Raw genomic sequence first — 12,942 nt, forward strand, 5'->3', positions numbered from 1 at the left:
CAGGTGATCTCAACCTGTCCCCGCCCGCGCCTGGCCCATCTTGATGGCGTCCTGCTGACGGGGATCGGCCCGTCAGCAGGCCTCATTGGCAGTTCTCAGTCGTAGAAGTAGGCGTCGCGGATCGCCCCGTCCGGGCCGGCGAACCACAGCTCCATGGCGTCCGGGAATCGGGACACGGCCGTCACGCCACCGCGTCCGGAGGCCCGCCCCGCAGGCAGCAACTCGAACCTCCTCCAGGTCCCGCCCTGGTACCAGAAGGCGTCCTGAAGCGATCCGTTCGGCGCGACCCACCAGATTTCCAGGGCGTCGGGATTGCGCGATACCGCGCCGATCGCGGTTTCGGCGTGGGCTGCTCCGGGCGGAGCGACCCGTTGGCGCGTCCAGGCGCGGCCTTCGTACCAATAGGCGTTCTCGATCGAGCCGGTCGGGCCGGTCCACCAGATCTCCATGGTGTTGGCCCGTCTGGCGAGCGCCGCGATCTTGGAGCCGGCGGCGGCGCTGCCGTCGGGCGCGATCTGATGGCGTGTCCATCGACCGCCTTGATACCAATAGGCGCCCTCGATCGAGCCGCGGGGCCCGATCCACCAGATCTCCATGGTGTTCGACGACCGCGTAACCGCCGCCAGGCCACCGCCCAGGGCGGCCGCGCCCGGGGGGGCGATCTGCTGGCGCGTCCAGCGCCCGCCCTCGTACCAGTAGGCGTTCTCAATGGAACCCTCGGGGCCGATCCACCAGATTTCCATGGTGTTGGGCAGGCGGGCGAGCGAGACGACGGCGCCTTGGTCGGCCGCCGCCCCCTGGGGCGCGATCTGCTGGCGCGTCCAGCGCCCGCCCTCATACCAATAGGCGTTCTCGATCGAACCCTGGGCGCCGATCCACCAGATCTCCATCGTGTCGGGACGCCGCGCCACCGCCGACACCGCCCCACTGGCCGAGGCCGAACCGTCAGGCGCGATCTGCTGGCGGCGCCAGTTCGCCCCTTCGTACCAGTAGGCGCCCTCCAGGCCGCCCCGCGGACCGACCCAGAAGACCTCCATGGTGTTGCGCGCCCGCGAGACAGCGTCGAACTCCGCCGTACTGGATCCGGCCCCGTCGGGAGCGATTTCCAGATTGCCCCAGCGGGGCGGCTGGTCGCGGATCGTCTGCAGGATCTCGTCGCGCAGGGTGATGAGGGGCGCGCTGTTGCAGCTGGTGATGTTGGTCGCCCAGGGCCATTCTTCCGGCTTGTCCGGCGCGAAGACGCCGACGCAGGAGGACTGCACCGAGGCGATGCCGAGATGGGAGCCGTTCGGCGCGGTGACGAAGTCCGGCCCGCCGCTGTCGCCGCCGTGTCCGACCGCGCCGCCGGAGGCGGGAATGGTGATCACGGCGTTGTTCGCGACGCTCGCCTCGGCCGTGATGGTTCGGTACTGGCCGTCGGAAGGGGCCGGGGTCACCGTCGCCCCCGACACGGTGGCGAAGCCGTGGATGCCGCGCCCGTACTTGGTCAGATAGTTGCCGGCGTCGGGATCGTAGGGCTGATGGTAGATGAGCTGCAGGGTGGTGTAGTCGAGCTCCTCGCCGATCTGGATCAGCGCCACATCCAGCCCCCGCCCACCGAACCGCACGTAGCGGATAGGGCGGCCGACCTTCGTGGTCCAGGCGGCGCGAATCTCGACGCTGCTCGGAGGGATTTCGACTCCGGTCTTCTTGTCGCTCAGGCAGTGGTCGGCGGTCAGCACCCAGTATCGATTGAGCAGGGTCCCGCTGCATCCGACCGACACCGTGACAAGGCCCAGTTCGCGCTGACGCGCGACGGGGACCAGCTCGGCGCCCACGAGAGGCTGGCGGACCGTCCTGATGGGCTCTGCCCCGGCAGGCCCGCTTGTGACGAGGCCGAGCGCGCACAGGGCGCCGACAAGAAGAGTTCGTTTCATGGGGATTGTCCTCGCCTCCATCATTGAACCGTGCGGGATGCAGCCAACTCGTTCTCCCGGCGCACGAGCGCGCGGACGTCGGGCGTCACGCAAACCAGATCGCCGTCGAAGGCCTGTCGCCAGACGAACCCGGCGGCGCAGCTTTGCGCGCCGTAGGGGCCGTTCGGATTGACCCGCGACCGGGCCGTCGCGTTCTCCCGGCGCACGCGATCACGCGACTCCGGCGGAACGCAGACGAAGTCGCTGGGCGAGGCCTCGCGCCAGACAAAGCCGCTTCGGCAGCGCCGGGCGGCGAGGGGCGCCCCGATCAGGCTCTCGCGGCTGACGATCCTGGGGTCAGCCTTGATCGGCGCGGGCTTGGCAGGAAGATTCAGCGCGCCCGGCAGCATCACCATGCGCGCCGGGGAGGGGGCGCAGATCAGGCCGATCCGATCGACGTAATTGCCCGCGGCGCCGTAGATGCCGACAGCGATGTCGCCGGCGTCGCAACGCGGCATGACGTTCCAGTTGTAGTCGACGGTGGTCGACGAGCCGACGCCCGGCTCGGCCTCGCGGTCCCGGCGGTCGGCGATCGAGGTCCCGAACTGCTCCGGCCCGATACGGCGGGTGGTCCGGGCGGTGTCCCGCGCCGTGACGCAGGCCGGAACCAGCAGCGCCACGTTCCCGTATGAATTGGGCGCCCGTTCGACAAGCAGCGCATTGAGCGCCGAACTGTCCTGACAGCGAATCTCGGCCTGGCCCCCGCCGCTGCCTCCGTGCATCGGTCCGACCCCCGGCTCGAGAAAGACCCGGCGTTTGACATCCCAATGGGCGCACAGGGGCGCGACGGCGTCGATGAAGTCGCCCGCCCGCGCGCGCAGGCCCACCAGATAGTCGCCCTGTGCGCAGCGCAGCGTGAACGGCGTTCCCCCCGGTCCGCCCTGGCTGCGGGACTGGTAGTCCGCCGCTGAAGCGCCGCCGGCGGACGCCAACATGGCGAACCCCGCGTAGAGGCCGATCAATGGCTTCATGACATTCCGCTCCCTTGAGATCGGGAACAGGGTGACCGTTTCGGCCAGGAGAAACCCGGATGATTGGCTGATGATTTGCCGATGATTGGATGATCTGCGGCGCTGCGGGCCGACGAGCCGGGCGACTGGGGGAGCGCGGCGTGCGCCGATTGCGCAACCGGGCGAGGGGCTGCAATAGTGGGGCCGGGGGGGCGACGCGTGCGATCACGTCGAACAGGTCATGGCTGACGGAGCACGGTCGACCGCCGACGGGGCCGCCCCGATCGACCTCGCCGCCAGCGCGGACGCGGCGGCTGGCCCGCTGCTGATCCGGCCGTCACTCTGCGAAGTCCAGATCGGCGATCTGACCGAAAAGCTCGAGCCTAGGGTGATGCAGGTCCTGGTGGCGCTTCATCGCGCGGAGGGGCGGCTGGTTTCGAGGGACGATCTGATCCAGCTGTGCTGGGGCGGCCTGATCGTCACCGACGACGCCATCAACCGCGTCCTGGTGCGCCTGCGCCGGCTCGTCGCCAAGACCCGTGGACGGGTGAGGATAGAGACGATCCGGTCGATGGGCTATCGGCTGATCGCGGAGTCGGGGACGGCGGCGGCAACGCCTTCCTTGCGGACCCGCAGAGGAATGGTGATCTCGATTTTGTCGACCGTCGCGGTTGCCGCGGTCCTGGCGGGGGCGGTCCTGCTTTGGCGCCCGGCGCCTGACGAGCGGCTGGCCGTGCTCCCGTTCCGTGCGGAGCCCTCCTTGCGCACCGTGTCCGAAAGGATGGCCGAACGGGTCCGCGGCGCGCTCAGTATCGGCGACCTCGACACCCTGGCGCGGGTGCGTCCGGAGGACTATCGGAGTGAGGAGATGTCGCGCCGGGCCGCCCGCGACTCCGTGCGGTTCGTCCTTGACGGCGTCGTCATCCGGGAGGGCGACGACCTGGTGGTCACGATGCAGGTGATCGACGCCCCCGCCAACCTGGCGCTCTGGACCAAGGAGTATCGCCGCCCCCGCTCCGAAGCGCTCTGGCTGGAAGAACAGATCGCGGCGCACGCCGCCGAGGTGCTGCGCTGCGCTCTCGTGTCACGGCGCCAGGGCGACGCGCCGGTCAAGCCGGCGGTCATCGCCGCCTTCATGCGCGCTTGCGACAGGGTCGAGCAGTTCGAGGCCGGCGGCAGCGACATGCTGGCCGCGGCTCGCGAGCTGACCGTCCGGGCGCCGCGGTTCAGCCGGGCATGGTCGATGCTCGCCGTTTCGGCCGCGATGGCCGCCGTCAACGTCCCGGCGACGCGGGCGCGGGCCCTGCGGACCGAAGCCAGGCAGGCGGCGGAGCGCGCCCAGCAGCTGGACCCGTCCAATGGCGAGAGCTTCCTCGCGCTTTCATTCCTGTTGCCGGAGGGGAGCGCCTTCCAGGAACGGGACGCACTCATCTCGCGGGCCATCAAGGTCGACCCGACCCTGTCGGACGCTCATGTGGTCCGCGCCGGCCTGCTGATGGAGGTTGGGCGCACGTCCGAGGCGCTGGCGCACCTGCGCGACGCCGCGGCCCTGGATCCGCTGGCGCCAAGCCACTGGGTCGCGCTGGTCCCGGTGCTGAGCACCAACGGGCAGTTCGCCGAAGCGGCGCGCCTTCGCGAGCGGCTGCTGCAGGTCTGGCCCCAGTCCCCCGCCGCGCGGCACAACGCCTTCAAGAACCGCATGTTCAACGACTCTCCGGCCGAGGCGCTGGCGATGCTGGATCGCGGGACCGTCGCGTTTCCTTCACCGGTGCAGTCGGCGATCCGCCAGTTTCTGGAGGGATTGGTCGCCCGGGATCCTTACCGGCTGAGAGCCTCCGCCCGGGCGCTGAACGACCTCGCGCGCCGCGGAGTCTACGACCCGCGCATCGCGATCTCCAGCGCCTCGATGGCCGGCGACCTGGACCTCGCATTCGACCTTTCGGGCGCCTACTACGCCGGCGCGCTCTCGGGCCTGAGCCCGTCGACGCCCGCCCGCGCGGCCACGTCCCATTTCATGTTCCTGCCCCCGGCCGAGAACATGCGGCGCGATCCAAGGTTCATGCAGCTCTCGGCGCGGGCAGGCCTCATCACCTACTGGCGCGCCACGGGGGTCTGGCCCGACTTCTGCCGGCGACCCGGCCTGCCGTACAACTGCGTCACCGAAGCGGAAAAGGCCCTTCCGCCCGGACGCGGATAGAAAGCCCGGGAGACAAGGACTTCTGCGACAGGGTCCGTCGGCGAGGTCGGCATGATCCACGACGCCATGTTCCGCACCGTGCGCCTCGTCGTCGACAGCGGCACGCACTACTTCGGCTGGAGTCGCGAGCAGGCGGTCAAAGCGCTCATTTCCTGTCGGTCGAGGACAGGCCGCAGACCAGGGTGTTCCTGACCACGACGGTGTCTCCGGCGCCGCCTGACTGACCGGCTGGATAGCTGACCACCCAACGGCAAGGCGGCGGCGGGGACGACGGCTTCGGCTCGCTTACCGTGCACCGTACGGACGCGGGAATGGCGAAGCTTTGCGTCAGGCTGCCCGGGGCGGTGGCGAGCACCGTGAAGTCAGGGCCGGTCGAACAGTCGATGTTGAGCCGGAAGGAGCCGGCCGGCGTCGGGCGACCGGTGGTGTTGACGATCTCCTTGACCACCTGCAGGCGGCCGGGAATTGCAGCGGCCTGCCCCGCACCGGCCGCCAGGAGCGGCAACGCCAGGAGCAGCGCCAGTGCAGGTTTCAGCATGGGATACTCCTGGGTTGGGGGCTGGGATCAGAACAGGGTCCCGTTGACGCTGCGGGTGTTGTTGGCGGCATTAGGATCGGTGTTGCCGATGGTGGTGACCGTCACCGTGTAGTTGAAGGCCGAACCGATGGCGGTGGACGGGTAGGAGGTCCGCAGCGTCAGCGGGATGAGGCCGCCGCTGTAGCCGGACGGCACTGTGTAGATGCACTGGAAGGCCGACCAGGTGGTCGGGCTGCAGTTCCAGTTGGGCGAGTTGACGACGGTCATCGGCGAGAAGGTGCTGGTCCCCCAGGCCGAGGTCAGTGAGCCGTTGATCTTGATCTGATACCCGGGAATGACCGCCGGATTGCTGCTCACATAGATCAGGTAGTCGTTGAAGCCCGGGGCGCCCGGGGCGGCGATGAAGTTGCTGTCGACGCCCATGTCGAAGCGGGGCGGGCCCATGCCGGCGCAGGAGGTGGGCAGACCCGGCGCGTTGAGCCGGGCGCAGTTGGTATCCGGCGGGATCGGCGGCTGCATGTCCATCCACAGGGTGGCGGAGATCATGCCGTTCTGCGGGATCGTGACCAGGCCCGAAGTGCAGGTCATCGGTTGCGACCCGCCGCAGGTCCAGCCGGCGGGGAAAGGTGCGACCAGGGAGACGTTGCCGGTCGGCGATCCCAACGAGGTGACCAGATCATAGAATGTCACCGTCCCGATGTAGGCGCCCGGCCCGTTGTTGAAGACGCGAATCTTGAAGCGGCAATGGATGTCGGGCGGGGTTCCCGTACAGTCCTTCTCCACGACTTTCTCGATCGACAGGACCGGTGGCGTGCTGTTGACGAAGGTGATTGGCACACAGGAGGGCCCGGGCTGGGCGGCGTTGACCGGGGCGGTCAGCTGCGCGCAGTTCTGGGTCGGCAGCACGGGGCTGCTGATTGTGAAGGTGGCGTTGAAGCTGGTGTTGGCGCCGCCGGCCAGGGAAACGTTCCCTTGGCACGAGGAGGGTGAGCCCGGCGTGCAGCTCCAGCCGCCGGAGACACCGCTGATCGAGATGCCGTTGGCGGGCGCGTAGGTGACGGTGTCGCTGAGGGTGACCGGGCCGTTGTAGGGAACCGAGCCCGCGTTGGTGACCGTGAAGGTGAAGGTGCAGATCACTCCGACGTTGGTGTTCTGGCAGGGGGCTGCCAGCGTTTTGGTCAGGGACAGGTTGGGCGACGGCAGGGGGGGCAGGGTGACCGTCACGCAATCGGTGTTGTTGGCCGTACTGCTCTCGCCCAGCGGGGTGCTGGAGGTCGAGCTCGGATAGGCGGCCACGGTGGCGCAGTTGGTGTAGCCCGGCAGCTGCGGCCCGGTGAAATAGAAGGGGTGCTGCATGGGGACTGTGCCGCTGGTCGGCAGGCCGTTCGGCAGCGGGTGGGTGCAGACATAGTTGATGGGACCGGTGACGGGCGAGGCCGGGGTGCAGGTCCAGAGGCCGGTGGGGGAGGTTGCGATCATGCCGGCCGGGAGGCTGTCACTGATGGTCAGTTTGCCGCCGGGCGGTATCGGGGGACCGAGATTGGTCACCAGCATGTTGAAGAGGCCGCCGCCGTTGTAGCTGGCGGTGTTGTTGTAGAGGCTCTTGTCTATCGACAGGTCGTAGATGACGGGGGTGGGCCGGACGACCTCGCCCTTGATGCAGCTGCGGTTGTCGCCTGGCGCCACGTCCGGGGCGGGCCGGATCTGGCCGTTCTGGTCCCTGAAGCCGATGATGGCGCAGTTTGTCCAGGGACCATAGGCGCCGGCCCTTGCGGTGATGGTGATCGTCGGGAAGGGGCTGGTCGGCGGCACCGGCGGACCGATGTAGTCGCAGTTGACGGTGAAGGGCGGCACCGTGTTGGGGACGTTGCAGGTCCAGTTGGGACCACCGTTGACCACAACCGGGCTGCCGAAGTTGATCGGCAGGCTGTCGGTGATCGCCAGGCCCATCGTGCTGGTGACGGTCGCCGGGCCGGTGTTGAACGGCGACAGGGTGAAGGTGGCGATCTGGCCGCCCTCGATCACGGAGGGGCCGGTCTTGACGATGCGGACGTCGACCTTCTTCTCTTCGGTCACCTTGCCGTCGACACAGCCCTGGTTGTTGCTCGGGACGGTATCAAGGGTGGCGGGGTTGATGCTGATACGGGCGCAGTTGGTGTAGGTCGCGGCCTTGGTCGCCACGACGCTGACCGTGATCGGCGGCATCAGCCCGGTGACCGGCGCGCCGATGTAGGTGCAGCTGACATTGAGACCGCTGCTGGCCGAGCAGTTCCAGTTGGGACCGCCGCTGACGGTCGCCGGGGCGCTGAAGGGCGGATTGGGAACCGTGTCGGTGACGACCACGCCGCTGCTGGCGCTGACTGCTCCGGGGCCGTAGTTCATCGGGGTCAGGGTGAAGATGGCCGTCTGGCCGACGATCAGCGGGCCGGGGCCTTGTTTGCGGATCGCGAGGTCGGATTTGGCCGGGCCGATCGGGCCTTTGACGCAGCTCTGATTATTGCCCGGGGCAGTGTCGGGACCGACACCGGTCAGGGCGATCTTGCCGCAGTTGTAATAGTGCCCGGCCTTGAAGGGGACGACCGTGATGACGATCGGCGGCATCGGGCCGATGATATTGCCGCCGATGTAGGTGCAGCTGACGCTGAGTCCGACGCTGGCGGAACAGTTCCAGGCCGTGGGCAGGGCGGTGATCGTGGCCGTTCCGCTGAAGGCCGGGCTAGGCACCAGGTCGGTGACCACCACGCCGCTGGCGGCGTTGACCGGCGTCGGCCCGAGGTTGGTCGGGGTGAGGGCGAAGGTCGCGGTCTGGCCGACGGTCAGGGCGCCGGGGTTCGACTTGGCGATGCCGACATTGTAGGCGGCCGGTTTGACGACCTGGCCCTCGATGCAGCTGGTGTTGTCGTTCGGCTGGACGTCCGGGGCCGGGGCGACAATCCCGTTGGGCTGCCTGAACCCGACAATCGCGCAGTTGCTCCAGGGGCCGGAGGTCACGGCCTGGGCGGTGATGGTGATCGGCGGGAACGGCGTCCCCGCCGGCACGGGCGGGCCGACGTAACGGCATTGCACGCCGACGGGCGAGCCCGTGCCGACTGTACAGGTCCAGTTGGGCAGGTTGGAGGCCACGACCGGCGCTCCGAACTGGACCGGCAGGAGATCAGCCACATAGAGGTCCGAGCCGGCGTTGATCGTCGCGGGCCCGTCGTTGTTGGGCTTGAGGGTGAAGGTCGCCGTCTGGCCGACGGTCAACGACGTCGGCCCCTGCTTGCGGATGCTGACGTCGACGGCCTTGTTCTCGCTGACCGGTCCCTCGACGCAGTCCCGGTCATTGCGGGGGTTGGTGTCGCGGAAGCGAGTGAGGGCGATGTCGGCGCAGTTCAGGTACTTGCCGGGCTTCACAGTCATCGCGGTGACGGTGATGGGCGGCAGAGCCTGGCCCTGTCCCACGGACGGTCCGATGTAGAGACAGCTGACGTTGAGACCGGTGCTGGCCGAGCAGTTCCAGTTGGGGCCGCCGCTGACCGTGGCGGTTCCACCGAACGGCGGGTTGGGCAGGGTGTCGGTGACGACCACGCCCGTGCCGGCGTCCACCGGCGACGGGCCGACGTTGTAGGCGCCGAGGACGAAGGTCGCGGTCTGGCCGACCGTCAGGGGGCCAGGCCCCTTCTTGTCGATGCCGACATCGTAGCTTCCGACGGGCCTGGGACGGATCGAGCCGCCGATGCAGAATTTGTTGTCGCCGGGGCGCACGTCCCTGCCGTTGCGGAGGCTGATCTCGGCGCAGTTGGTGTAGGCGCCGGGCGGGCCGTTGGCGACGGTGTTGATGGTGATGGTCGGCAATGGCGAGTTGGCGCCGAACGACGTGGTCGCTGTCAGGTTGCAGGTGACCAGATAGGGGCCGGAGCCGGAGACGTTGCAGTTCCAGCCGAGGGCGGAAATGGTCGGCGGCCCGAAACCGGCGGGAAGCAGGTCGGTGACGGTTACGCCGGTCCCGCTGCTGACCGACGAGGGACCCGTATTGTAGGGGCTGAGCGTGAAGGTGGCGGTCTGGCCGATGGGGGTGGCGGAGGGACCGGCCTTGCGGATCAGGACGTCGTAGCCTGGCTTGGGCGGCTCGACGCGGCCATCGACGCAGGCGCGGTCATTGCGGGGATTGGTGTCGCGGCCCCGGCGGATCGAGACCACGGCGCACTGCTTGTAGGTTGGTCCAGGGCCGGCGGTGGCGGTGATGGTCAGGCCCGGCAGGGTCTGACCGAGCGGTACTGGCGGGCCACTGTAGTTGCAGGTGACGGTGGGCAGGCTGACGGAACAGCTCCAGCCGGCGCCGGTCCCGGTCACCGGTCCGGTGAAGCCCGCGGGCAGCGTATCGACAATCTGTACGCCGGCGGCGCTGTTGACCAGTCCCGGTCCATTGTTGGTGATCATCAATTCGAATGCCGCCGGTTGGCCGGAAACGACGGGACCGAGAGACCTCTTGCCGAGCGACAGGTCAATCGCGCGCGGCTCGCCGCCGCCGCCGTTACTGCTGCCGCCGCCGCCGCCGCTTCCGCCGCCGCCGCCGATCGGACCTTCAATGCACGCCCGGTCGTTGGAAGGGTTTTGGTCGATGGTTCCACCCGTCCGCACCACAGCGCATTGCACATAGCCACGGCCGTTGCCGGCCTGGACGCTGATGGCCAGCTCGGGGAGTGACTGCCCGGCGTTCACGGTCGGAACACCGCTGTAGGTGCAGGTCACCGTCGGCAGGCTCGTCACGCAGGTCCAGCCGACGCCGCTATAGCCCAGGACTGGCGCAAAGCCATTTGGCAAGGTGTCGATGACCTGGACGCCGGTGGCGGCGGTTACCGGGCCAGGACCATTGTTGGTCACGGTGATGCCAAAGCTGATCGGCTGCCCGGCCACCACAGGCCAAAGCGCCCGCTTGGATATCTTCAGGTCGATGGCCCGTGGATTCGGTCCGGGTCCAGGCTGCACAGGTCCGCGTGGCCCCGACGGCCCTGCCGTCGGCGAATCTACCGCGCCCGTTGATCTCGGATTGCCCAATCCGCCGCCCACAACGATCGCGGACTGCAGGTTGCCTGAAATGCACGACTGGTTGTTGCCGGGCGCACCCCCGTCCGGCACGACGGTGGATTGAACGATCGCGCAGTTGTTAAAGGGACCGGCCACCGCGGCCTTGGCCCTGATGATGATCGGCGGAAAACTGCTGCCAGGCGGAATCGGAGGACCCATGTACTGGCAGGTGACGGTCTGTCCGACGATGGCGCAGGTCCACCCTGGCCCAATAGCGGTGATCGGAGCGGTGAAGTCGCTGGAGACGACGTCGGTGACCTTGACGCCCTGACCCATCGGGATCGTGCCGCCATTGCGGACGACCAGCCTGAACTCGGCGACCTTGCCGACCTGCAGCGGCCCGGTCGACTGCTTGCCGATCGCAACATCACCGACCGCGGCCGAGGCTCCGGCGACGGGCCCACGCCGGTCAGGGGCCTGCGCCAGAGCGGCGCCGGCGATGGCCAGGGACAGCAGTCCGCCGAAGGCGGCGGCGGCGAATTTGGCGAGCTTCATGGCGTCTCTCCCGGAGAGCGGATTTGAAGTCAGTCGAGGAACCGGACGCACCGCGTGGTGGTGGTCCGAAGGGGTGTGTGGCGGTGGGCCTTACTCGGCCTTGATCATGTCGCCGCGCGCCGGCGGCTGGCCGTCGACCATCTGGCCGATGGAAATCTTGTCGCGGACGGTATCGACGCGGACCGTTCCCAGCCGTTCGAAGCTGACGTCGAGCACCGCGTTGGTGCCGGGATCGGTCAGGGTCTCGCCCTGGCGGAAGACGGTGAAGACCATGCCGGCCTGGACGTTCTGGTCGGCGCCGGCGTTGAGATAGACTTGGCCGGCCCGGTTATCGACGACCAGGCCGGTCCAGGGGATCGAGCCCGCGTCGAGGACGATTTTTTCCACCGCCTTGCGGATGGCGTCCTCGCAGGCCTTGCCCAGCGCGGTTTCCCGAAAGCCGTTGAGGCCCAGGGTGGCGCCCTTCTTGTTGACCAGACCGGCATCCACACCCTGGCTGCTGGCCGACCCGGTGGCGTTGACGGTGGAAACTACCTGGCCGGTGGTGGTGTCGATCAGGCGCAGGGAGATGGTGACGGTGGCGGTCTTGCTCCGGGCGCCGGCCCCCAGCAGGCCGCCGCCGAGTCCGCCGATGCTGAGGCCCCCGCCGCCGGCGTTGGGGTTGTACTTGGTGATGGCGCCCTTGATCAGGTAGCGGGCGCCGATCATCCGGTTCGACTGCGCCGCTGTTTCGGCGGTGGTGGCCCCGCTCTGGCCCAGCTGTTGTTCGGTCTGGATGCTGGACAGCGCCGCGCGCTCGACGACAACGAAGCGACCGTCCTGGATGAGGACATCGGTCAGAAGGGCGGTCAGGCCATCGGCGGCCACCAGTCCGGCCGTGAGCTCAGCGCCGCCGAACACGTCGACGGCGGCGGTCTTTTTCAGTCCGGTGAAGGCGGGTTTGGGAGCGGGCTGGGCATGGGCCGCGAGCGGGGTCGCGACGATGAGGGCGGCCATCAAGACCCGGAGAACACTTCGGAACACCACTGGAAAACCCCCTTGGAACATTGTCTGCGCGCCTCCCCCGAAGCGGTTAACGATCGACCCAAAGCCGAGTCCGAGTTCCGCGAACATCGTTACCGCGCCACCCTGTTCCTTTCGGGCCGATGGTGGCACCCCATGATCATGGGGTGGGCGTCCGGAGACGGAGGCCTAGTTGCAGGGCTGCGCCTGGACCGAGCAGCTCCGGCGGGAGCTGAGGTAGCCGCCGGCCTCGCGGCAGGTGAAGGCGGCGTTGCGGGCATTGCCAAAGGTGGCGTAGGCAGGGCCGAACGACGCCTGGACCTTCCTGGACCAGTTCAGCTGAGCCTCGGATCGGGCTCCCGGATCATTGCCGGCTTCCCCCTGTCCGGTGACCAGGATCGGCCCCGCGCCGGGACCCGGGCTTGCCGCCGGCTTGGGAACGCCCGGCTGGTACATGCAGAGTTTTACGGTCCCCGACCCCAGCGATGAGCCGGCTTCGGTGGCCACCATGCCCTGCGCCGTCGCCAGGAAGATCGCGAGGGCTGTTGCTTGCATCAGGTGTCTCCGACCGGGTCCGAAAATCCAGGGGAACGCGCCAGACCTCTGACAGCCGGTCCCGCAGTCTTCGTGTTTCGCGCCAGCCTGTCGGAACCCCGGCCGCGATGACACCCCAGGATCATGGGAAGGCGCTTGCGATCGATTGCCGACCGCGCGCCGGATGCTAGTGTGAGGCTT

At 68.5% G+C, this 12,942-nt stretch carries 7 protein-coding genes and 1 pseudogene; 2 read left to right on the plus strand and 6 right to left on the minus strand.

Features of this window, described 5'->3' with window-relative positions; translation table 11 throughout:
- Positions 1-95 precede the first annotated feature (95 nt).
- Together AC2YG9_RS21760 and AC2YG9_RS21765 are read right to left on the minus strand one after the other, a co-directional pair.
- The gene (locus AC2YG9_RS21760) at positions 96-1,916 is read right to left on the minus strand and encodes a trypsin-like serine protease (protein WP_487300098.1); all 1,821 of its coding nucleotides are present in this window, start codon (positions 1,914-1,916) and stop codon (positions 96-98) included.
- A gap of 20 nt (positions 1,917-1,936) precedes the next feature.
- Positions 1,937-2,926, minus strand: a complete 990-nt coding sequence (locus AC2YG9_RS21765) for a hypothetical protein (RefSeq protein WP_487300099.1) — start codon at positions 2,924-2,926, stop codon at positions 1,937-1,939.
- Positions 2,927-3,146: 220 nt separating this feature from the next.
- Between AC2YG9_RS21765 and AC2YG9_RS21770 the strand changes: the two genes are divergently transcribed.
- Both AC2YG9_RS21770 and AC2YG9_RS21775 read left to right on the plus strand, forming a co-directional pair.
- Complete coding sequence (locus AC2YG9_RS21770; protein WP_487300100.1) at positions 3,147-5,102, plus strand: winged helix-turn-helix domain-containing protein; 1,956 nt, start codon at positions 3,147-3,149, stop codon at positions 5,100-5,102.
- Between the two features lie 39 nt (positions 5,103-5,141).
- Positions 5,142-5,243 (plus strand): annotated as a pseudogene (locus AC2YG9_RS21775) (DUF885 family protein); the annotation flags it as partial.
- A 4-nt stretch (positions 5,244-5,247) separates the two neighbouring features.
- Here the strand turns inward: AC2YG9_RS21775 and AC2YG9_RS21780 are convergent.
- From AC2YG9_RS21780 to AC2YG9_RS21795, 4 genes are all read right to left on the minus strand, one after another.
- The gene (locus AC2YG9_RS21780) at positions 5,248-5,640 is read right to left on the minus strand and encodes a hypothetical protein (RefSeq protein WP_487300101.1); all 393 of its coding nucleotides are present in this window, start codon (positions 5,638-5,640) and stop codon (positions 5,248-5,250) included.
- A 27-nt stretch (positions 5,641-5,667) separates the two neighbouring features.
- Positions 5,668-11,205, minus strand: coding sequence for a hypothetical protein (locus AC2YG9_RS21785; RefSeq protein ID WP_487300102.1), 5,538 nt, complete (start codon positions 11,203-11,205; stop codon positions 5,668-5,670).
- 90 nt (positions 11,206-11,295) lie between these two features.
- Positions 11,296-12,201 (minus strand): CsgG/HfaB family protein, encoded by a 906-nt coding sequence (locus AC2YG9_RS21790; protein WP_487300103.1) that lies wholly within the window; start codon positions 12,199-12,201, stop codon positions 11,296-11,298.
- 195 nt (positions 12,202-12,396) lie between these two features.
- The gene (locus AC2YG9_RS21795) at positions 12,397-12,762 is read right to left on the minus strand and encodes a hypothetical protein (RefSeq protein ID WP_487300104.1); all 366 of its coding nucleotides are present in this window, start codon (positions 12,760-12,762) and stop codon (positions 12,397-12,399) included.
- Positions 12,763-12,942 lie beyond the last annotated feature (180 nt).

The organism is Caulobacter sp. SRI_014 (genome assembly GCF_057586315.1).